The organism is Actinophytocola glycyrrhizae (assembly GCF_042653545.1).
Classification (GTDB): domain Bacteria; phylum Actinomycetota; class Actinomycetes; order Mycobacteriales; family Pseudonocardiaceae; genus Actinophytocola; species Actinophytocola glycyrrhizae.
Genome location: NZ_JBHSIS010000022.1, coordinates 261,734 through 281,258, shown reverse-complemented (window position 1 = coordinate 281,258; position 19,525 = coordinate 261,734). Strand labels below are relative to the sequence as shown.

Annotated in this window: 21 protein-coding genes and 1 pseudogene; 9 read left to right on the top strand and 13 right to left on the bottom strand. The window is 71.9% G+C overall.

Going from position 1 to position 19,525, the window contains the following annotated elements; genetic code table 11:
- Positions 1-2 precede the first annotated feature (2 nt).
- Positions 3-1,109, bottom strand: a pseudogene (locus ACFPCV_RS32325) (glycerophosphodiester phosphodiesterase family protein); the annotation flags it as partial.
- Between the two features lie 96 nt (positions 1,110-1,205).
- On the opposite strand from ACFPCV_RS32325, the gene ACFPCV_RS32320 reads away from it, so the two are divergent.
- Positions 1,206-1,982 carry an SGNH/GDSL hydrolase family protein gene (locus ACFPCV_RS32320; RefSeq protein WP_378060527.1) on the top strand — a complete coding sequence of 259 codons (777 nt, stop codon included), beginning with the start codon at positions 1,206-1,208 and terminating at the stop codon, positions 1,980-1,982.
- A gap of 51 nt (positions 1,983-2,033) precedes the next feature.
- Here ACFPCV_RS32320 and ACFPCV_RS32315 read toward each other — a convergent pair whose 3' ends face one another.
- Positions 2,034-3,023: a serine hydrolase gene (locus ACFPCV_RS32315; RefSeq protein WP_378060525.1), complete on the bottom strand. Its 990-nt coding sequence runs from the start codon at positions 3,021-3,023 to the stop codon at positions 2,034-2,036.
- A 22-nt stretch (positions 3,024-3,045) separates the two neighbouring features.
- On the opposite strand from ACFPCV_RS32315, the gene ACFPCV_RS32310 reads away from it, so the two are divergent.
- Entirely contained in the window at positions 3,046-3,825 is a 780-nt protein-coding gene (locus ACFPCV_RS32310) for a pentapeptide repeat-containing protein (RefSeq protein WP_378060523.1), read from the top strand.
- A gap of 71 nt (positions 3,826-3,896) precedes the next feature.
- On the top strand, positions 3,897-4,667 hold the full coding sequence (locus ACFPCV_RS32305; protein WP_378061168.1) for an SGNH/GDSL hydrolase family protein: 771 nt from the start codon (positions 3,897-3,899) through the stop codon (positions 4,665-4,667).
- Here ACFPCV_RS32305 and ACFPCV_RS32300 read toward each other — a convergent pair.
- Both ACFPCV_RS32300 and ACFPCV_RS32295 read right to left on the bottom strand, forming a co-directional pair.
- Positions 4,654-5,763: a glycosyltransferase gene (locus tag ACFPCV_RS32300; RefSeq protein WP_378060521.1), complete on the bottom strand. Its 1,110-nt coding sequence runs from the start codon at positions 5,761-5,763 to the stop codon at positions 4,654-4,656. The two genes, ACFPCV_RS32305 and ACFPCV_RS32300, sit on opposite strands and share 14 nt — an antisense overlap.
- Entirely contained in the window at positions 5,760-6,713 is a 954-nt protein-coding gene (locus tag ACFPCV_RS32295; protein WP_378061166.1) for an acyl-CoA desaturase, read from the bottom strand. The genes ACFPCV_RS32300 and ACFPCV_RS32295 overlap by 4 nt, the downstream gene beginning before the upstream one ends.
- Positions 6,714-7,047: 334 nt before the next feature.
- On the opposite strand from ACFPCV_RS32295, the gene ACFPCV_RS32290 reads away from it, so the two are divergent.
- Together ACFPCV_RS32290 and ACFPCV_RS32285 are read left to right on the top strand one after the other, a co-directional pair.
- On the top strand, positions 7,048-7,449 hold the full coding sequence (locus ACFPCV_RS32290; RefSeq protein WP_378060519.1) for a histone-like nucleoid-structuring protein Lsr2: 402 nt from the start codon (positions 7,048-7,050) through the stop codon (positions 7,447-7,449).
- Positions 7,450-7,735: 286 nt separating this feature from the next.
- The gene (locus tag ACFPCV_RS32285; RefSeq protein ID WP_378060517.1) at positions 7,736-7,948 is read left to right on the top strand and encodes a hypothetical protein; all 213 of its coding nucleotides are present in this window, start codon (positions 7,736-7,738) and stop codon (positions 7,946-7,948) included.
- Between the two features lie 7 nt (positions 7,949-7,955).
- Here ACFPCV_RS32285 and ACFPCV_RS32280 read toward each other — a convergent pair whose 3' ends face one another.
- Together ACFPCV_RS32280 and ACFPCV_RS32275 are read right to left on the bottom strand one after the other, a co-directional pair.
- Positions 7,956-8,687: a dienelactone hydrolase family protein gene (locus tag ACFPCV_RS32280; RefSeq protein WP_378060515.1), complete on the bottom strand. Its 732-nt coding sequence runs from the start codon at positions 8,685-8,687 to the stop codon at positions 7,956-7,958.
- A complete protein-coding gene (locus ACFPCV_RS32275) occupies positions 8,684-9,535 on the bottom strand; it encodes a class I SAM-dependent methyltransferase (protein ID WP_378060513.1) in 852 nt (283 codons plus the stop codon). The genes ACFPCV_RS32280 and ACFPCV_RS32275 overlap by 4 nt, the downstream gene beginning before the upstream one ends.
- 32 nt (positions 9,536-9,567) lie before the next feature.
- On the opposite strand from ACFPCV_RS32275, the gene ACFPCV_RS32270 reads away from it, so the two are divergent.
- On the top strand, positions 9,568-10,080 hold the full coding sequence (locus tag ACFPCV_RS32270) for an RNA 2'-phosphotransferase (RefSeq protein ID WP_378060511.1): 513 nt from the start codon (positions 9,568-9,570) through the stop codon (positions 10,078-10,080).
- Positions 10,081-10,176: 96 nt separating this feature from the next.
- On the opposite strand, the gene ACFPCV_RS32265 is transcribed toward ACFPCV_RS32270, so the two are convergent.
- Both ACFPCV_RS32265 and ACFPCV_RS32260 read right to left on the bottom strand, forming a co-directional pair.
- A complete protein-coding gene (locus ACFPCV_RS32265) occupies positions 10,177-10,674 on the bottom strand; it encodes a hypothetical protein (protein WP_378060509.1) in 498 nt (165 codons plus the stop codon).
- 107 nt (positions 10,675-10,781) lie between these two features.
- Complete coding sequence (locus ACFPCV_RS32260) at positions 10,782-11,153, bottom strand: hypothetical protein (RefSeq protein ID WP_378060507.1); 372 nt, start codon at positions 11,151-11,153, stop codon at positions 10,782-10,784.
- A 408-nt stretch (positions 11,154-11,561) separates the two neighbouring features.
- On the opposite strand from ACFPCV_RS32260, the gene ACFPCV_RS32255 reads away from it, so the two are divergent.
- A complete protein-coding gene (locus tag ACFPCV_RS32255; RefSeq protein WP_378060505.1) occupies positions 11,562-12,440 on the top strand; it encodes a TroA family protein in 879 nt (292 codons plus the stop codon).
- Here the strand turns inward: ACFPCV_RS32255 and ACFPCV_RS32250 are convergent.
- Positions 12,385-13,080 carry an SRPBCC family protein gene (locus tag ACFPCV_RS32250; RefSeq protein ID WP_378060503.1) on the bottom strand — a complete coding sequence of 232 codons (696 nt, stop codon included), beginning with the start codon at positions 13,078-13,080 and terminating at the stop codon, positions 12,385-12,387. The two genes, ACFPCV_RS32255 and ACFPCV_RS32250, sit on opposite strands and share 56 nt — an antisense overlap.
- Positions 13,077-13,646 (bottom strand): ArsR/SmtB family transcription factor, encoded by a 570-nt coding sequence (locus ACFPCV_RS32245; RefSeq protein WP_378060501.1) that lies wholly within the window; start codon positions 13,644-13,646, stop codon positions 13,077-13,079. The genes ACFPCV_RS32250 and ACFPCV_RS32245 overlap by 4 nt, the downstream gene beginning before the upstream one ends.
- Positions 13,647-13,854: 208 nt before the next feature.
- Between ACFPCV_RS32245 and ACFPCV_RS32240 the strand changes: the two genes are divergently transcribed.
- Together ACFPCV_RS32240 and ACFPCV_RS32235 are read left to right on the top strand one after the other, a co-directional pair.
- On the top strand, positions 13,855-14,511 hold the full coding sequence (locus ACFPCV_RS32240) for a YqeB family protein (RefSeq protein ID WP_378060499.1): 657 nt from the start codon (positions 13,855-13,857) through the stop codon (positions 14,509-14,511).
- The gene (locus tag ACFPCV_RS32235) at positions 14,508-15,482 is read left to right on the top strand and encodes a hypothetical protein (RefSeq protein WP_378060497.1); all 975 of its coding nucleotides are present in this window, start codon (positions 14,508-14,510) and stop codon (positions 15,480-15,482) included. The genes ACFPCV_RS32240 and ACFPCV_RS32235 overlap by 4 nt, the downstream gene beginning before the upstream one ends.
- Positions 15,483-15,494: 12 nt before the next feature.
- On the opposite strand, the gene ACFPCV_RS32230 is transcribed toward ACFPCV_RS32235, so the two are convergent.
- The 3 genes from ACFPCV_RS32230 to fxlM are packed head-to-tail and all read right to left on the bottom strand — an operon-like array spanning position 15,495 to position 19,495.
- The gene (locus ACFPCV_RS32230; RefSeq protein WP_378061164.1) at positions 15,495-16,910 is read right to left on the bottom strand and encodes a pyridoxal phosphate-dependent decarboxylase family protein; all 1,416 of its coding nucleotides are present in this window, start codon (positions 16,908-16,910) and stop codon (positions 15,495-15,497) included.
- 17 nt (positions 16,911-16,927) lie between these two features.
- Positions 16,928-18,253, bottom strand: coding sequence for an MFS transporter (locus ACFPCV_RS32225; RefSeq protein ID WP_378060495.1), 1,326 nt, complete (start codon positions 18,251-18,253; stop codon positions 16,928-16,930).
- Positions 18,254-18,301: 48 nt separating this feature from the next.
- Positions 18,302-19,495 carry a methyltransferase, FxLD system gene (gene fxlM / locus ACFPCV_RS32220; RefSeq protein ID WP_378060493.1) on the bottom strand — a complete coding sequence of 398 codons (1,194 nt, stop codon included), beginning with the start codon at positions 19,493-19,495 and terminating at the stop codon, positions 18,302-18,304.
- Between the last annotated feature and the right edge of the window lie 30 nt (positions 19,496-19,525).

Sequence of the window (19,525 nt, the reverse complement as noted above, 5' to 3'; positions counted from 1 at the left end):
GCGTACCCGCGCGGCAGCCTGAACCCGTTCTCGGCCGCCACCCGCCGCAGCCGGTCCGGGTAGTCGGTGATGATCCCGTCCACGCCGTCGGCGACGAGCTTGCGCAGCGTCGGGAGGTCGTTGACGGTCCACGGCACGACCTTGATCCCGTTGCGGTGCGCGTGCCGCACCATCTGTGCCGTCACGTACGGCCGGTATCCGGGGTCGGCGACGGAACCGCCCTGCGGGAAGCCGTGCACCGGCGAGAACGTGGTGGCGCCGAACGTCTTGATGGCACGGATCGGGTCGCCGCCGAAGTCGTCGATGTCGATGCCGCCGAGCCACGGCGAGGCCCCCGGCTGCCCGGTCTGCAGGAAGTCGTGGTTGGTGAGCGCGACGAGCGGCAGCCGGGACTCGACCTGGCGCATCCGCATGAGCGCGCCCCAGTCGAAGCTCTGGATCGTGACGCGGCGCAGGAACCCGGCGTCGCGGATCTCCTTCGCGACGACCCGCACGAACTGCTCACGCGGCGCGGTCTCGTGCGGTGCGCCCGCCTCGACCTTCGTCTCGACGTTCAGCCGCACGTCGTCGGCGCGGTAGCGCTTGACGAGGTCGAACACCTCGCGCAGCAACGGCATCCGGGAGCCGGGCGTGGTCTGCTGCTCCGGCCGGTCGGCGAGTTTCAGAGTGCCGCAGTCCAGGGTGCGGACCTGGGCGAGGGTCAGGTTCCGGACGTACTTGCCGACGTAGGGGAACTCGGGGTCGCCCGGCGTGACGGCTGCGGTGTCGAGGCACTTGTTCGCCGCGACCCTGCGGTCGTGGGTGACGACGGCCTGCCCGTCCTCCGTGATCTGGATGTCCAGCTCCAGTGTGGTCACGCCGAGACGGAGCGCGTTGCCGAACGAGCTGAGCGAGTTCTCGGTGCGGAGCCCGAGCCCACCGCGGTGGGCCTGGATGTCGAACTCCTTGTCGCGCCCGCGATCCGCGGTCGCGACGGCGGTGCCGCTCACCAGGAGGGCACCGGCGAGCAAGCCGATCAGTTGCCTTCTCCATGAGCGGAGCTTGCGGGGCGGATCATCGAACACGGTGCGACCGCGAGCGGCTTCCCGGAGCCTGCGAGGGGGAGTCATGAGCACACATGCTCGCCGCGGGTCCGGGCGGGCCGGGGTGCGTGAGCTTGCCCGGAGGTGAACAGATCGTGTACCGGAAGGGGTTACCTTGGACGGATGCACTACCGGAGATACGTGGCCATCGGGGACAGCTGTGCGGAGGGACTCGAGGACCCGTACCCGGACGGGCGCGGCTACCGCGGCTGGACCGACCTCGTGGCGGGCGAGCTGGCGCGGCTGTCGCCCTCGCTCGAGTACGCGAACCTCGCGGTGCGCGGCAGGCGGCTCGACCAGATCCTCACCGAGCAGGTGCCGACGGCGGTCGCGCACCGCCCGGACCTGGTGACGTTGTTCGGCGGCGGCAACGACGTGCTGCAGGGCCGCTGGCAGACGATGGCGCGGTCACTGGACGAGATCGCGGCGACCATGGCGCGGGCCGCGGACACGGTGGTGCTGTTCACGCTGCCGGACATCGCGCGGCTGCCCGGCCTGCGGCGGCTCCGCCCGCGCGTCAGCGCGCTGAACGACCTGATCACCGAGACCGCCGCGAAGTACGGCACGCTGCTGATCGACGTCCGCGACGACGAGTACTGCGACGACGAACGCCTCTACGGCGGCGACCGGCTGCACCTCGGGCCGCTGGGCCACCACCGCGTGGCGGCCCACGTGCTGACGGCACTGAAGCTGCCCGTCGACCCGGCGTGGCTGGCGCCGCTGCCGCCCGCTTGCCCGGAACCGTTGTGGCGCACGGCCTCCCGCCACTGGACGTGGCTGCGTCACCACGTCTACCCGGCCGTCCACGGCACGGTCCGCAACAAGCTCATCGGCCGTCAGCCCGGCGACGGGCTCGTCCCGAAGCGGCCCGATCCGGCTCCGGTCACGCCGATGCCCTGAAAGGCGCGTTCAGGGCGTCGGGCGCCCTGAACGCGCCTTTCAGGGCAGGAGTCAGCCGCCGTTCGACGGGCGGTAGCGCGGGGTGGGCTGCACGCGCCCGGTCGCCGGGGTGGTCGCTTCCACCGCGTCGAACAGCGTGCGGCCCAGGGCCTGCCTGGCCCCGCAGGCCGGGTGGGTGGCGCCGAAGTCGACGTCGTCGACCGTCGCGTCGCCCGTGAACGGGCCCGCCGCGAACAGCGAGTACACCGCGGCGGCCGCGCCGTCCGCCGTGAACATCACGCCCGCCTCGTTGCGGCCGGCGTTGAACCAGCCTGCCTTCGTCGCCACGCGCAGGCGTTCGGGGGTGGTCAGGCGCAGGCGGATGCCGTCGGTGAACGCGGACGTGGAACGCAGCGTGTTCAGCAGGTAGTCGGTGGACGCCGGCGACAGCAGCTCACCCGCGACCAGCCTCGACAGCAGCGTGTGCGTCTCGCGTGGCGTGGTCTGCCCGAGGAAGAACCGGTTCGGGTTGGACACCGGCACCACCTGCGTGTGCGTGAAACCCTTGCCGCGCAGGATCTCGTTCAGCTCCAGCGCCGGGCACACCAGGCCGCACAGGCGCACGGCGGTGTTGTCGGACACGGTGAGCAGGTTGGCCATCGCGTGGCCGAGGGTGATCGAGCTGGGGTAGGCGCGGTCGAGCGCGAAGATGCCGTCGGTGTCCTGGATCACGATGTCGGCGGTGACCTCGACGCGCTGGTCGAGCGTCAGCAGCCCCCGGTCGATCTTGTCGAGCACGGCGGTGGCGACCGCGATCTTGTTGACGCTGTAGGCCTCGACGACCGTGTCGGCACCGGCCTCGACCGCCGTCGTGCCGCCGACCGTGACCAGCGACGACCACGTGCCACCCGCGGCCGTGACCGCGCGGGCGTACGTGCGGGCGACGCGCCAAGCGGGGCCACCGGTCTCCTCGGCGGCCGCGGAAGTGGTCGTGGAACCGAGCACGGCCGTTGCCGTCGCGACGGTACCGAGGCTCAGTGCGGACCTGCGGTTCAGTTTCACGCGCACACGCTACCGTGGGGCCATGTCCACCTTGCGGGCCGACTGCGGCAGCTGCTTCGGCTTGTGTTGCGTCGCACCGGCGTTCGCGCGGTCCGCCGACTTCGCGATCGACAAGCCCGCCGGCAGGCCGTGCCCGAACCTGCTCGCCGACTTCCGCTGCGGCACCCACGAAACGCTGCGGCAGCAAGGCTTTCCCGGCTGCACGGTGTTCGACTGCCTTGGTGCCGGACAGAAGGTGGCACAGGTCACCTACGGCGGGGTGTCCTGGCGGGACGCACCGGACACCGCGACCGAGATGTTCGACGTGTTCGCGGTGATGCGCCAGCTGCACGAGATCCTGTGGTACCTCACGGAAGCGTCGGCGAAGGCACCCGCCGACGACGTGGCGGCCGCGCTGAGGGACGTCGAGGACCGCACCCACGGCGACCCGAGATCCTTGCTGGCGACGGATGTCGACGCGCTGCGCCACCACGTCCGCCCGCTGCTGGCCCGCACCAGCGAGAGCCTCCGGGCCGGTATCCGGGGCAAGAGGGACCACCGCGGCGCCGACCTGATCGGCGCGAAGCTGCGCAGGGCCGCGCTGCGTGGCGCCAACCTGCGTGGCGCGTACCTGATCGGCGCCGACCTGTCCGGCGCCGACCTCCGCGAAGCGGACCTGCTCGGCGCGGACCTGCGCGACGCGAACGTGCGCGGCGCCGACCTCACCGGCGCGTTGTTCCTCACCCAGTTCCAGCTGGCTGCCGCACAGGGCGACGGGGCGACCCGGTTCCCGGCCGGGCTCACCCGCCCGACGCACTGGTAGAGCCAACATTCCCCAACACGCCACCGGCCGCTCACCGCGTTCTCACCGGTTGTCCGACCGGCACGCGGATGATGCGATCCGTGCTGGTGGACGCGCCCACAACAGGGCTGGTACTCGCCGTGCTCGGCGACTCGGTCGGGGTAGGCATCGGTGATCCCGTGCTCGGCGGGGGATGGCGTGGTTTCGCACCACTGCTGGCTGAGGCGCTCGGCGGCGCGCGCCTCACCAACCTGGCGGTCAGCGGCTCGCGCATCGGCGGGGTGCTGGAGAAGCAGCTGCCCGCCGCGCTGGCGTTGCGGCCGGACGTCGCGGTGCTGCTGGTCGGCATGAACGACACGATGCGGTCGGACTTCGACCCGGAGCGGCTGCTCGCCGACCTCGACCACGTGGTCGGCACGCTCGTGGCCGCCGGGACGACCGTGATCACCGCGAAGTACCACGACCACCACCGGGTGTTCCGGCTGCCGGGACCACTAAGGAGAGCGCTTGCCTCCCGCATCGCGGCGCTCAACGACCTACTCGACACCGTTGCCCGCGAGCACCGCGTCGGGATCGTCGACCTCGGCCAGGTGCCCGGCATCTACACACAGGCGGCGTGGGCGGTGGACCGGCTGCACCCGTCCGAGCTCGGCCACCGGTTGCTCGCCCGCGCGATCGCCGCCCAGCTCGGCACGTTCGGCACCACCGTCCACAAGGAGGTCTCGCTGGTGTGCGCGGGTGGCCGCACGCCAGGCAGGCTCGCCAGGTGGGGCTGGCTCGTGTTCAAGGGCGTGCCGTGGCTGTGCCGCCGGGGCGGCGACCTCGTCCCCTACGCACTGGCTGCGCTGCTCAGACGCGCGTAGCGGTGTGCAGTTCGAGCATCGCGTCGACGGTCCGCGACCACGGGAACTGCTCGGCCCGCTCGCGTGCGGCCGCCCGCCGCCACGGCACCGGCCACGACAGCACCTCGGCCACCCCGCCCGCGAGCCCGGCCGGGGTGGCCGCGACCGCGACCCCCGCGCCGGGCGCGAGCAGCTCCGGCGCGCCGCCGGTGACCGAGGTGAGCACCGGCGTCCCGCACGCCATGGCCTCGAGGATCGACAGGCCGAAGGTCTCCGCGACGCTCGGCGCGAACGCCACGTCCGAGCCCGACAGCGCCCGCGCGAGCGCCGCCCGGTCGGACACGTGGCCGTGGAAGTCGACCGGCAGCCCGCGCGCGAGCTTGCGCAACGCGGTGTGCTCCGGGCCGTCGCCGTAGACGTCGAGCCGTACGGCGACACCGGCGGCCACCAGTTCCCGCACCGCGCCGACCACCGCACGCGGGTTCTTCTCCGGCGAGAGGCGCCCGGCGTACACCAGGCGCGCCGGTCCCCGCCGGTGGCCGGTCCGTTGTGGACGGAACGTGTCGAGGTCGACACCCAGCGGGATCCGGTGCAGCGCCCGCACGGGCAGCCCCGCGAACTCGCCTTCCGCGTACCGCGAGGTCACGACGAGGGCGTCGAAGCGGTTCACCAGCCCCCTGTTCCACCGGCGCACCGCCGGTGCCATCACCCGGCCCGCCCCGGCCCGCCACAGCCGGGGCACGCGGGCCTCGATCCACCGGTCGAGCCGCTCGTGGGACAGCAGCACGGTCGGCACCCCGCGGTCCCGCGCCCAGTCGCCGACCGCGAGCAGGGTGGTCTTGTCCGACACCTCCAGCACGAGGTCGTCGCCGAGGGCCGCGAGTTCCCCGCACACCGCGGCCGGGCGCGGCAGCATGCGGTAGCCCCCGCTCACCGGCACCCCCGGCAGCGTGATGACCAGGCCCGCGTCGGTGCGCAGGCGTTCGCGGCGCATGCCGGGCACCACCAGCACCCGTTCGTACCCGGCGGCCACGTACCCCCTGCCGAGCGTGTCGACGACGGTCCGCAGCCCACCGGACGTGGGACTGTAGAAGTTGGCCAGCTGGACGATCCTCATGCTCGTGCGCGGTTCTCCAGGGTGGCGAGGCGCTTCTGCGTCGGCCAGCGCACGTCGGTCGCCCAGCCGAACTTCTCGAAGAACCAGATGAGGCGGGCGGAGATGTCGATCTGCCCGCGCTTCACGCCGTGCCGCGCGCAGGTCGGGTCGGCGTGGTGCAGGTTGTGCCACGACTCACCCATGGACACGATCGCGAGCGGCCAGAAGTTCGCCGACCGGTCGCGCGCGGCGAACGGGCGCGAGCCGATCATGTGGCAGATCGAGTTCACCGACCACGTCACGTGGTGCAGGACCGACACCCGGACCAGCCCGGCCCAGAAGAACGCGGTGACCGCGCCCCACAGCGACCAGCTGATCAGGCCGCCGAGCACGGCGGGCGCGAGGAGCGTGACCGTGGTCCAGAGGCCGAACTGCCGGTGCACGCGGACGATGTCGCGGTCGGCGAGCAGGTCTGGCGCGAACCGCTCGGCGTTGGTGAGGTTGCGGTCGAACACCCAGCCCATGTGGGCGTGCCAGAAACCTTTCACGAGCGCCAGTGGCGACGTGCCGAACGCCCACGGCGAGTGCGGGTCGCCGTCGCGGTCGGAGAACGCGTGGTGGCGCCGGTGGTCGGCGACCCAGTGCGTGATCGGGCCCTGCAACGCCATGCTGCCCGCGATCGCGAGACCGACGCGCAATGACCGGGACGCCTTGAACGCGCGATGCGTGAAATAACGGTGGAATCCGACGGTCACGCCGAGACAGGTGGCCGCGTAGAAGAAGACGGCGAGCCCGACGTCGAGCCAGCCGAGCCCCCAGCCCCAGGTGAGCGGTATCGCGGCCAGGAGGGCGAGGAAGGGCCCCAGGATGAAGATGTATGTTCCTATCTGCGGCCACGTACCGCGCGGGGGACCGTGCAGCGGGCGCACCTCCCGTGAGCGGGCACCTGTGTTCTCGACCTCAGCCGTCATCTCCATGCGCACAAGTAAGCAGGTCCGGCTGAACAACGCCACACCCGGTACCCAAATGGGACCTCAAACACGGGCGAACAGCGGTGCGTCCCGTCACAGCACACCTCCGGCGCGACCGGGGGCGGTGCCCGGCCGCCGCGATCCGGTGACGGCGAAGAGACCGGACTCTCATTTCCGACACCGTGTCTCCATGCCATCACCCTCTGTTCCACATCGGACTGCACTCGAAACCACGTGATCACTTGCGCTTTTGACGGATTCGGCTGATTATTTGCACAGTTGCGGGCAACAAACCAGCGGGTATGCACGAATCGTGCACGTCAGGAGCGGATAGATGGCACAGCAGGTATTGGTCCAACTCGTCGACGATCTCGACGGCACGACTTCTTCCGACGTTTCCACGGTCTTGTTCAGCCTCGACGGGGTCACCTATGAGATCGACCTGTCGGAGGCGAACGCGGAACGGTTGCGGGGCGGTCTTGCCGAGTATGTCGAGGCAGCGCGGCGAGTCGGTGGCCGGATCAAGCGTGGTGGCAAGCCGGGACAGAACGGCTCCGGCGCCTCGAACGACGCCGGACTGGTCCGGCAGTGGGCGAACGAGAACGGATTCGGGCTCTCGGGCCGCGGCCGGATCCCGTCCCACGTCGTGGAGGCCTACCGCGCCGCGAAGGCGGAGCCGGAGCAGAAGGCGGCCAAGCCCGCCGCGAAGCGCCGCACCCGCGCGAAGAAGAGCTGACTCGAAACCCGGTCGGGCACGACCACCGGCGGCCGGCGCCGAACGCGCCGCCCGCCGACCCGCGGGCCTTACGCGTCTCACTTGGTGGACACGTGGGCCCGCCTGCGCAGGCTGGTTTCGCGGGTCGTGCCCGACCGGGACACGCGGAGAGGACTGTCAGCGAAATCAGTCCCCCTCGGACGCGTTCGGGTGTAGGTTGGTGGCAGCTGGGAAGCACATCGTCCGGGGTGACGAGACCTGCGGAGGCACCGGGAAATCCCGTTGAGCCGTCCCGATTGCGCCAGGTGTGGCAACGGGGCCCCAGCTTGTCCAGAAGGGACGTACGGCCATTACGACGACCACGAACGAGGAACCGGCACAGCAGGTTCCCACGGCGCTCTTCAGCCACCCGACCACCCAGTACGCCAGCGGCAAGGTCACGCAGAACAGCGGCCAGCCCGCGTACGAGAACCTCTTCCAGGAGCCGACGATTCCCACCCACCGGGAAACGCTGGACTGACGCCTGCTCAGGCGGATCCACCAACTGGTTCACCGAGGTGTTCCGCGAAGAACGCCTCGATCCGGCGCCATTCCCGGGCGGCTGTCTCCGGCTCGGGACCCGAATGCGCGGCACGGAGCAGCGGTCGCAGCCACCGCGGCCCGCTCTCCCCCTCGTTGAGGAAGGCATGCCCGGCGTCCGGGTACTCCGTGACGTCGTGCACGACACCCGCCCGCGCCAGCGCGCCCGAGAGTTTCGCGGGCGCACCGCGCAGCATGCGGTCACGGCCGCCGTAACTGGCGAGCACGGGGCACGCCCCCGCCATCACCTCGTCCGGTTTCCTCGGCGGGAAGCCGTAGTTGGCCGACACCGCGGCCATCGTGTGCACGGTGAGCAGCGCGAACCCGCCACCCATGCAGAAACCGATGGCGCCGACCCGGCCGGTGCAGTCCTCCGACGAGATGAGCCACGTCCGCGCGGCCTCGATGTCGGCGAACGCCCCGCCCTTGCCGGACATCATCGCGACCATCGTCGTCACCAGGCACCGGCGCGCACCCCCCTGGCTGTACAGGTCGGGTGCGAGCGTGAGGTAGCCGGCGCGGGCGAGCCGGTCGGCGTGCTTGCGCATCTGGTCGTCCAGGCCCCACGCCTCGTGGATCAGCACCACACCCGGCCACGGCCCCGCACCGCCGGGCCGGGCGAGGTAGCCGTGCAGCCGCTGGGAACCATCCACGCGTGGCGGTATCTCGATCCGTGTCACGCCTGCCGATCCTGCCCCGGTTCGCGCCGGTGCGCCACCGCCAGGATCGCGAGGTAGCGCCGGGTCGCGACCCCGCCGAAGTCCGTACGGACGATGTCGGCGATGCCCGTCAACAACGGCGTGCGCCGTTCCGGCGGTACCCCCAGGTAGACCGAGTAGGTCGACAGCAGGGCGGCCGCGTCGTCGGTGTCGTAGGTGGTTTCCCACTCGTACGAACGGATCACGGGCGGCGTGAACGACGCGCCGGCCCGGCTGTGCCCCGCCTTGGGTTCGGCCACCTCCCACACCGCGCCGATGTCGTCGGCCGCGGCGTGTACCCCGGCGAGGATCTCCCCCGCGGACGGCGACAACCCGAACTCGACCTCCGGCGCGTGACGGGCGTGCAGGTCCGCCGACGCCTGGTAGATGTCGTTGAAGTTGCCGCCCGCGACCGTGCGGTTGGTGACCAGCGCGAGGGCGCCACCGGGGTCGAGCACGCCGGCTGCCAGCCGCCACCGGTGCTCCGGCGCCACCCAGTGGTAGGCGGTGGCGGAGAACAGCATGTCGTAGCTGCGGTCCGGCACCCAGTCGTCGAATCTGGTCACGTCCACGGTGAACGGCTGCCCGGCCAGGTTCGCCACGGCCAGCCCGGCCAGCGCGGCGCCCGGCTCGACCGCGTGCACCCGCCAGCCCCGCGCGAGCAGGGCCCGCGTCGCGGTACCCGGCCCCGGACCGATCTCGAGCACCCGCGTACCGGCCCGCGCCCCGGCGAGCGTGGCGACGTCGTCGAACACCGCTGCCGGATAGCCGGGCCGCACCCGGTCGTAGCGTTCGGCGATGGTGTCGAAGGTCAGCCCGAGCCCGTCCATACCGGCGAGTCTGCCCGATTCGAGTCGCGGCCATGCACGACGTCCGGCTCAGCAAACGGATGTCGCACGCGTTGCGGCACGCGCCGTGGCTCTACGAGCTGGAGCTGGACGAGGCGGGCTGGACCCCGGTCGCGGACCTGCTCGCGGCGCTGGGGGTGAGCCGTGCGCAGCTGGAGCACGTGGCCCGGGACAGCCGGAAACAGCGGTTCGAACTGGCGGGGGACCGCATCCGCGCACGCTACGGACACAGCGTGCCGGGCCGGATCGTGCGCGAGCCGGGCAGCCCGCCCGCCGAGCTGTACCACGGCACGTCGGTGGCCTCGGCGGCACACATCCTGCGGGACGGGCTGCGGCCCATGCGGCGCCAGTACGTGCACCTGTCGGTGACGAGGGAGATGGCCGAGTCGGTCGGCAGCCGCAAGGGTGACGCGGTGCGGGTCCTGACCGTGGACACGCCCGCGGCGCTGGCCGCGGGCGTGGAGTTCCTCCGCGGCAACGAGGTCGTCTGGCTGACCGACCACGTGCCGCCCATGTACCTGTGTTAGATGCGGCCGGCCACGGCCCGCGGCACCGGTTCACCGGGGGACAGAGAACCGATGACGCGTCGAGTCAGGCCGCGGCCGGCCGCTTTCGCTGCCCGGTCACCTGGTGGGGGAGTCACCGGGCTTGATGTTGGTGATGACGGGTTGCTGCTGCGGCGCCGCGTGGCGCGGCGGCTGCGTCTGGCCCGCGGCGGGAGTGCCCGTGCGCGTGTCGTGGGCCACCGGAGTCCCAGCAGGCGGGGTCACCATCGTGTCGGTGTTGCTGGCCACCGGCTCGTGCCGGTGGTCCTCCTCGTGGCGGAGTTGCTCGGCGAGCTCGTCCCGCTCCTTCGCGGCACTCTTGGCCTCCCGGCGGGCCGCGCGGTAGCGGGAACGGTTCTCCTTGGCCCTGCGCCCCGCGGACAGGATCATCGAAAGCCCGATCAGGAACACCGCCGCGACCACAAGCCCTGCGATGAACGCCTGCGCCATGGTCACATCGGCCAGATCGCGACCGAACATGGTGACGGTCTGCTCGTCACCACCGTTGTTGTAGGCGATCAGCAGCACTCCAACGGCGCCACTCAGCACCACCAGCAGCAAGCCGAGGACAAGCATGCTTCCTGCACCTCCTTGAAAGGCCCTGTTGGTGATGCAGGTACCCATTGCCGCGCGATGTCAATCCTCATCTCACCGGATGATGTGAAATGTCGCGCGTGCGTGAGTCAGTCCGGGGAATCGGTGCGGCGGCGGCCGATCAGGAACATCACGAACCCGACCACCGCGCCCGCGGCGGCCACCCCGGGACTGAGTACCAGGCCGAGTACCAGCAGCACCACCACGAACACCAGCACCCGCACCAGCGCCTCGCGCAAGGTGGGCGCCCAGTCGCCGACGACCCGTTCGGCGACGCGTAAGACCCGGTCCCGCGTGGCAGGCCGGAGCGCGTGTGTCGCCGGGCGGCGCGGAGCGGGGTTCGCCGACGGCTCGGGCTCGAAGTCAGCCGCCAGCCGGACGGTTCTGCGGGCCGGTCGCTCCAGGTCCGCTGATCTTTCTTCTTCTGGTGTCATCGTGGCCTCGGGCCTTATCCTGGTCACCGTTTCGTGCTTTTCCTCTTCGTCCTCATCTGACTGGGGCACACCTGGGGCACGAAACGGACCACGTGGCTCCCTGTTCCAGCAGGGAGCCACGTTCGAGTCAACCGCCTCCGAGCCCAGGCGCTCGGCCCATCTTCTCTTATCGATCTTGTTATTCGGCCGTGACCCCACCCCGTGAGCGATGAACGGTGCGTACAAATCGGTGAGCGGACGGCTACACCCGGTCAGTCGGATTCGCTGCCGATGCAGCTGCACATGCATACGTCGAGTGCTTGTTCACCTGCGAAGTCACCACTCGCAACCCGTCCGGGTGAACCCCCAACCATCACGAACGAGTAGCCAGGTGATCACGAGCACAGTCACGTTCCGTCACGAAATCTGTCCCGGCCCCGGACGTACGCTGACCTCATGCGCGTCGTCTCGCTGCTGCCCGCGGCCACCGACATCGTCGCGTCGCTCGGCCGCGCCGCCGACCTCGTCGGCCGCACGCACGAGTGCGACTGGCCCGCCGAGGTCGCCGCCGTGCCGGTGGTGACGTCGAGCGCGATCGCCGCCGACCGGTCCAGCCGGGAGATCACCACGGCCGCGAGCCACCACGGTTCCGCGTTGTACGGACTGGACGCGACGCTGCTCGCCGATCTCGCGCCGGACCTGGTCCTGACACAGGACCTGTGCGACGTGTGCGCGGTGTCCTACCGGCGGGTCTCGGACGCGGTGCGTGCCATGGACGCCGGGCCACGCGTCCTCAGCCTGGAGCCGTCGACGATCGCGGAGGTGCTCGACTGCGTGCGCGTGGTCGGCGACGCGCTCGGCGTCCCGGCCGACGACCACATCGCCGCGCTCGCCGGGCGCCTGGCCGCGGTCCGCCGCGCGGTGGCCGGGCTGCCGAGGCCGAGGGTGGCGGCCATCGAGTGGCTGGACCCGGTGTGGCCAGCCGGGCACTGGGTGCCCGAGCAGATCGAGATCGCGGGCGGCGTGCCGCTGCTCGCCACGGCTGGCGAGCACACCCGGCCGGCCACCTGGAAGTCCGTGGTGGACGCCCGGCCGGACGTGGTGTTGCTGCTGCCGTGCGGTTTCCCGCCCGCCCGCACCCTGGCCGAGCTGCACCTGGTGCCGGAGCTGCCGAACACGTGGGTGCTCGACGGCCCCTCCTACTTCAACCGGCCCGGCCCGCGGCTCGTGCGCGGCGCGGAGGTGCTGGCGCACGTCCTGCACGGCGTGGACTTCGGCGTCACTCCGGAAGAGGCCCGTACCGTTCGGTCAACCACGCGCGCCAGCGGTTCGTGAGGTCGGCGAGCTCGTCGTCGGACAGGCCGTAGGTCGAGAGGATCGCCATCACGACCCCGTCCGGCTTGGCCTCGCCCGGCCCGCTGGACGCGACGACCAGCAGCCCGCCGCCCCACGCGTCGACCGTGACGCCCGACTGGTGCTCCGCGCGGTACCACGGTTCGGTCGTGACCTTCTCGCCGACGAGGTCGACGGTGCCCGCGGCACCGAGGCCGAGGTCCCGCGCGAGATCACGCCCGGCCTTGTTGTGCCCGCTGAGGAACACGGTGCGGCGGGGTACGCCGGGCTGCCGTTCGACCGCGAACCGCAGCTGGTGCAGGAAGGTGATCCAGCCCTCGGTGATGTCGTCGTAGTAGGCGTCCCAGTCGGGGTTCACGCCGCGGGGTGCGCGGGTGAGCGTGACGCGGGTGCCGTCGCCGTCGGGTTCGAGGCGGATGACGTCGCCCTCCTGCACGCTGAGCGTGCGGGCGGCCGGGTCCTCGGTCATGTGGTCGAAGTAGATCAGGTCGATCTCGTCGTCGAGACCGTCGAACTCCCAGCCGTGCCAGTGGCGGATGGTCTCCTTGTCCCGCAACGCGTGCCAGACGGCGTCGACGGGCGCGGCGATGGTGACCTCGATGCGGGGTGTTTCGTCGTTCATCGCGTTCCTCGGTGTTCCGGGGCCGGGTGGCCGCCCGCGATCATGCGGTAGGCGCGGCCACCCGGCGTGTCGAAGCGAGCGACGACGTCGCGGACCGCGGCGGCCAGCTCGTCGGTGAAGGCGTGCACGTCGCCGGGCTCGGCGAACCGGACCTCGGCCTCGACGGTGAAGGTGAGCAGCCGTTTCCCCTGGTCCGCGGCGGCCGCCTGCATGCGGGCGACGTCGCGGACGGTGGTGGCGGCGGCGTTGACGAGGTGCTCGGCGGCGTACTGGTCGTGGATGTGGGTGAACTCGCCGTCGATGACCGTCGGGTCGACGACGAGCGCGCCGGGCCTGGTGCGCAGGATGCGTTCGGTGCAGCCGCGGCGGGGGCGCTCCTCCACCAGCTCGATCAGGCCGGCGTCCTCGAGCGCGCGCAGGTGGTAGTTGACGCGCTGGCGAGGGAGGCCCAGCGCGGCGGCGAGCTGCGTGGCCGACGCGGGCTCGCGGAGGCGGGCGAGCAGCTGCCGCCGGATGGGCGAGAGCGCACGCCGGACCTTCTCGGGCTCGTCGAGGTAGGTGGCCACGGGCACATGCTCTCAATTGACAGTTTTTCTTGTCAATAGGCGGCCCACCTGAGCGAGGCGGCCAGGCTCGGTGCGATCAGATGCCGCTCACCAGGGACGGGCGTGCGGCCAGCAGGTGTGCGAGGCGGGCCGCTCCCGCTCGAACTCCGACGCGGGCACGGAGAACGCCACCGCGCCTTCACAGAGCGGCGAACGGCACAATGGAGCCGTGGGAGCAGCACGGGTCTCCGAGAGCACGGGCACGCGACTGGTCAGGTGGGCGGGCCTGCCGCTGGCCGGTGCGCTGGCCGGGTGGCTGCTGAAGCTGCTGGCGAACTGGGCCGTGACCCTGCGGTGGACCCCGTTCCGCGGGCCGCTGGAGCTGGTCGACTCGATCCCCGAGCCGGTGGCGACGCTCGGTGCGCTCGGTGTCGGGCTCGTCGGCGGACTGGTGCTCGCGCTGATCGCACACGGTGAACGCCTGGACGTGACGGTGTCGGCGGACCACGTCCGGCTCGTCGGCGACGAGTACGACGAGACCTTCGACCGCGCGGCGGTCACCGCGGTGTTCGTCGACCGCAACCAGTTGGTGCTGCTGGGATCCGACACCGGCGAACTGGTCCGCCGACCGTCCGAACTGGACGTCACGGCGCTGGCGGCCGCGTTCACCCGGAACGGCTACCCGTGGCGGGACGGCGACCCGCACGCGGGCGAGTACCGCAGGTGGGTGCCCGGCATCGAGGACCTGCCCACGGGTGCGAACGCGTTGCTGGCCGCGCGGGCGAAGGATTCCGACGACGCCGACGAGCTGCGCGCGGAGCTGGTGCGGCTGGGGGTGATCGTGAAGGACGAGAAGAAGAAGCAGTACTGGCGGCTGGTGCGGTGAGCGACTGGGCGCGGGTGCGCGCGCACCTGCGGGCGCACCGCTACGAGCTGGCGGTGCGGGCCGTCGAGGAGTTCCCGGACGTGCGGAAGACCGCCGGGACTCCCCTGCTCACCGACCCCGCGTGGGTGCCGCCCGCGCCGATCCCGTTGTCCGGCGTGGACCTCACGATGGCCGCCGCGCCGCCGGTGGACCTGCCGCCCGCGGCCGGCCACCCGGACTTCCCGAGCTACTCGGCGGCCATGGTCGCGCTGGACGCGCCGACCGTGTTCGAGAACCGCCCGACCTGGCGGCTGCTCGACGCGGACCTGGCGGGCCCAGCCCCGCGCCTGGTGTTCGGCGACGGCACGTACTTCGACAGCATCGACACCGGTGAGGCCGCCGCACACGAGTACGCGGCAGGCGGTGAGCGCCCGCTGCGCGAGGCCGTCGGCAACCCGTGCGACCTGGCGAAACGCCCGGCGAACATGGCGATCAGCGCGCTCACGATCCGCCGCGACCAGGCGGGGGACACCTTCCTGCTGCACTGGCGCGACCCGGCGAAGGTCGGCCACGCGGGCGGCCTGTACCAGGTGGTGCCGGTCGGCGTGTTCCAGTCCTCGGGCCCCGGCGACTTCGACCTGTGGCGGTTCCTGCTGCGCGAGTACGCGGAGGAGGTGCTCGGCGAGCCGGAGATCGAGGCACCGGACTACCCGGCGTGGCCGTTCGCGGTGGCCATGACCGACCACCCCGGCATCGACGCCCACGTGCTCGGCCTCGGCGTGGACCCGCTGACGTTCGCGACCGACCTGCTGGTGCGGGTGGTCATCGACGCGCCGGTGTTCGACGAGATCTTCGGCGCCAGGGTGGCGGTCAACGACGAGGGCGCGGTCACCACCCGCCCGTTCACCGCCGAGGCGGTCGAGGGCCTGCCGATGCAGGCCGCCGGCGCGGCGCTGGTGCGGCTGGCGCTGGCCGACGAACCGGCACGGTGACCGGAACCCTGGTCACGAAGCCGTGTACAGCACTCCCAGGAACTCGACCAGCAGTCGTTCCCGCAGAACCGGGGACGCGACCCCGAGCATCGCGTTGATCTCCGCCATCCGCTTGGGAGTACCCGAGCCCTCCAGCCCCGCCATCGCGAGCAGCCCGGCGAACTGCTCGGCGGTCAGCGCGGCCGGATCGAGCCCGGCGATGGCGGCGGTCAACTCGGCGGGCAACGTCACCGGCCCACTACGACGAGCCGCGGCGACCGCGGAAGCGAGATCGGCCAGCAGACCGGCCTCACCGCCGTGGTTGGCGGCGGTGACGGTCAGGTGCAGGTTCGCGGGCGAGGACTCGAACCCGAACTGCGGTTGCAGGTACCAGCCGCGTTCTGTCATCTCGTCGGCCACGGTGAACACGTCGAACCCGTCGTCGTCGGCGGTGACCGACAGCAGCGTCGACTGCGGCTCGCCCTGGATCCGCAGCCCGTCGATCCCGGCGATGCCCGACCGCAGCGCCTGCACCGCGGACAGCGCCTGCGCCGCGAGCGACCGGTACCCCTCGTCGCCCAGGTGGTTCAGCACGGCCCACGCCGCCGCGAGCGGGCCGCCGGACCGGGTCGACTGCATGGTCGAGTTCAGCATCGTGTAGCCCGGCCACGCGGCGCTGGCGAAGAACTGCGAGCGCCGCAGCGAGGCGTCGGCGTGCAGCAGCACGGACGTCCCCTTCGGGCAGTACGCGTACTTGTGCAGGTCGACCGAAAGGCTCGTCACGCCGGGCACCGAAAGGTCGAAGTCCGGCACCGGCTCGCCGAGCGCACGGAAGTACGGCAGCACCCAGCCGCCGATGCAGGCGTCCACATGGCACCGGACACCACGCGCGGCGGCCTGCGCGGCGACCTCGGGCACCGGGTCGATCACGCCGTGTGCGTACGACGGTGCGCTCACGACCACCAGCACCGTGCGGTCGTCGATGGCGGCGGTCATGGCGGCCGGGTCGGCCCGGAACGACGCGGGATCGACCGGCACGGTCACCGCCTCGATCCCGAAGTAGTGCGCCGCCTTGTGGAACGCGGCGTGCGCGGTCGACGCGAGCACCACCTTCGGCCGCTCGACGTCGGGACGCGCGGCCCGCGCCGCGTGCACGGCGAGCATGCAGCTCTCGGTGCCGCCGGAGGTCACGCTGCCCACCGCCGACGGGCCGCCGCCGAGCAACGCGGCAGCGGCGGCGACGATCTCGTTCTCCATGCGCAGCAGGCTGGGGAACGCGGTCGGGTCGAGCCCGTTCGCCGAGCTGGCCAGCGCGTGCGCCCGCGCGGCCAGGTCGTCGAGACCTTCGCGGCCGCTGTCGTAGACGTAGGCGAGGGTGCGCCCGCCGTGGGTGGGCAGGTCGCCCGTCCGCAGTGCGCGCAGCTCGTCGATGACCTGCTCGGCCGGCAGGCCCGTGGTAGGCAGACTCACGTAAGCAACTCCTTGCGCCGCAACAACGGCAGCGCGGCCAGGGTGAACAACGCGGGCACCAGCGCGACGCCGACGATCACCGCGGTGACCGCGCTCGACGGTTGCGCCACTGCCTCACCGCTCGACGACACGTAGCCGCCGAGCGCGAGAATTCCGCCGTACAACGCGGGGCCGAGTGCGAGGCCGAGGGTCTCCCCCGCGGTCCACACACCGGCGAACACACCGGCGCGGGCCTGACCGGTGCGGTCCGCCTCACGACCGATCACGTCCGCGAGCAGGGACAGCGGGAACACCTGCAGGCCCGCGTACCCGACCCCGGCCACGGCGACGAACAGCACGATCACGACCGGCGGGAACACCCGCGCGCCGAGGACGCCGAGCAGGCCGACGGCGAACACCAGCGTCGCGGTCACGTAGCCGGACCGCTTGCCGCGCCGGGACGCGACCCGCTGCCACAGCGGCATCACGAGCAGCGCGGGCCCGACGAACGCGGCGAACAGCAGCGGCTGCCACGACCTGTCGCCGAGGCCGAAGCGCGCGAGGTAGTCGACCCCGGCGAGCAGGGTGCCGATGCCGACGGCCTGGATCACGAACGCGGTCAGCAGCACGCGAAACGGCGGGCAGGCCCGCACGGCGGCGATCGTCTCGCGCCAGCCGGCCACCGACGGCAGCGGCGGCGCGACCCTGGTGCGCGCGGTCCCGAGGAACACCCCGATCGCGCCGACGAGGATGAGCACGCCGACCGCGATGCCCATGACCCGGTACCCGGCGAGCCCACCGACCGCGTCCCGGACCGCGGGCGCGCCGGCACCGCTGATGAGGATCGCGACGGCGAGCACCGCGATCCGCCACGCGGTGATGCTCGTCCGCTCCTTCGGGCTGGTGGTCAGCTCGGCGGGCAACGCGTTGTACGGCACCTGGAAGAACGCGAACGCCGTGGCGCACACCAGGAACACGAACGCGACGTAGAGCGCGTCGACCGTCGCGGAGCCGGTGTCCGGACCGGCGAACAGCGCGGCGAAGGTGATCGCGAGCCCGATGCCGCCGTAGAGCAGGTACGGCCTGCGCGCCCCCAGCCTGCCGGTGGTCCGGTCGCTGATCCGGCCCGCGATCGGGTTGAAGACGACGTCCCACGCCTTGGGCAGCAGCACGAGCAGCCCCGCGACCGACGCGCCGACACCGAGCGTGTCGGTCAGGTACGGGAGCAGCAGCAGACCGGGCACGGTGCCGAACGCGCCGGTCGCGAGCGAGCCGAGCGCGTAGCCGAACCGCGTGCGGACGGTCAGCCGGTCCGCGGCTGGAACGTGAGAGGTATTCGCCATTTCAGCGCGGAGCCTACGTAAGCCGACGGGACGTCGTCCACCCCGGCCCTACCAGGACAGTGCGAGCCTGCATTGGCCCTTCTCCAGCACCACGTCGCCGTGCACACCCCGCGCACCCGCCGGGTACGCGTCGATCCGCAGGCCCTCGGTGCCCGGTCTGCCCGCCGCCGCCCACGCCCGCACGTGCGCGAGCAGGTCGTCGGCGACCGCGGTGTTGCCGTGCGCGTGCACGGTGAGCCGCTCGTCGTCGACCGCGATCAGCGCGAGCCCGTCGTCGGTCAGGATCCCGGCGGTCGCGGCGGCGTCCTGCCCCCGCACCGGCGCCGCCGCGAGCCTGGCCTGGCGGGCACCCACCTGTTCGGACAGTGCGCACCAGCGCGGCTCGTGGACGGCCAGCCACAGCGTGAACCCGTCGAACAACTGCATCGGCGATGGCATCGGCCCGATGTCGCCGACGGCGTGAACCGCCGGTGACTCACCGAGCACCTCGGTGAGCGCGTCGCCGTCGACCTCGCGGGCCGTCGGCAGGCTGAGGGTGAGGTCGGTGACGGGGTCGAGCAGGTAGGTCCGTTCCGGTCCGGCGAACGGACCACGCATCCGGATGAACCCGCACATCGACACGGACCGGCTGGTCAGGCGGTCGCCGTCGCGTTCGAACGCGACCGAGCGCTGCACGCCGTTCAGGTCGAGCGGCACGACGATGCGGCCGTCGGGGGCGAGTTGCTCCAGCCAGGCCGGGGCGAGGTCCCAGACGCCGACAGTCGCGATGATCCGGTGGTACGGCGCCCCGTCCGCGTGGCCGAGCGCGCCGTCGCCGGCCACCACGACCACGTTCGGGCAGCCCGCGGCGTCGAGGTTCTCCCGTGCGTGCGCCACGGTGTCCGCGTCGAGGTCGACGCTCGTCACCGCGCCCCGCTCACCGACGATCGAGGCGAGGAGCGCGGCGTTGAACCCGGTGCCCGCGCCGATCTCGAGCACCCGCTGGCCACGCCTCGGCGCCAGCTGGTCCAGCATGATCGCCATGATCGTGGGCTGCGACGACGAGCTGACCGGGCGGCCGTCGGCGTCGCGTTTGGTCACGATGGGCTCGTCCCGGTACGCCTGGTCCGGCGGCAGGTCCGGCAGGAACAGGTGGCGTGACACGGTCCGCAGCGCCTCCGCGACGAGCGGGTCGGCGGCGGCGCCCTGCTCGCGGATGTGCGCGAACAGCTCCCTGCGCAGGGTGTTCAGCTCTGCTGGCAACGAGGTCCTCCAGTTGTCATGACGAATGCT

Bases quoted from the DNA above. Each gene is read 5' to 3' on its own strand.
- ACFPCV_RS32320 (WP_378060527.1), top strand. From the start codon at position 1,206: ATGCACTACCGGAGATACGTGGCCATCGGGGACAGCTGTGCGGAGGGA.
- ACFPCV_RS32310 (WP_378060523.1), top strand. From the start codon at position 3,046: ATGTCCACCTTGCGGGCCGACTGCGGCAGCTGCTTCGGCTTGTGTTGC.
- ACFPCV_RS32305 (WP_378061168.1), top strand. From the start codon at position 3,897: ATGCGATCCGTGCTGGTGGACGCGCCCACAACAGGGCTGGTACTCGCC.
- ACFPCV_RS32300 (WP_378060521.1), bottom strand. From the start codon at position 5,763: ATGAGGATCGTCCAGCTGGCCAACTTCTACAGTCCCACGTCCGGTGGG.
- ACFPCV_RS32295 (WP_378061166.1), bottom strand. From the start codon at position 6,713: ATGACGGCTGAGGTCGAGAACACAGGTGCCCGCTCACGGGAGGTGCGC.
- ACFPCV_RS32290 (WP_378060519.1), top strand. From the start codon at position 7,048: ATGGCACAGCAGGTATTGGTCCAACTCGTCGACGATCTCGACGGCACG.
- ACFPCV_RS32275 (WP_378060513.1), bottom strand. From the start codon at position 9,535: ATGGACGGGCTCGGGCTGACCTTCGACACCATCGCCGAACGCTACGAC.
- ACFPCV_RS32270 (WP_378060511.1), top strand. From the start codon at position 9,568: ATGCACGACGTCCGGCTCAGCAAACGGATGTCGCACGCGTTGCGGCAC.
- ACFPCV_RS32265 (WP_378060509.1), bottom strand. From the start codon at position 10,674: ATGCTTGTCCTCGGCTTGCTGCTGGTGGTGCTGAGTGGCGCCGTTGGA.
- ACFPCV_RS32255 (WP_378060505.1), top strand. From the start codon at position 11,562: ATGCGCGTCGTCTCGCTGCTGCCCGCGGCCACCGACATCGTCGCGTCG.
- ACFPCV_RS32250 (WP_378060503.1), bottom strand. From the start codon at position 13,080: ATGAACGACGAAACACCCCGCATCGAGGTCACCATCGCCGCGCCCGTC.
- ACFPCV_RS32225 (WP_378060495.1), bottom strand. From the start codon at position 18,253: ATGGCGAATACCTCTCACGTTCCAGCCGCGGACCGGCTGACCGTCCGC.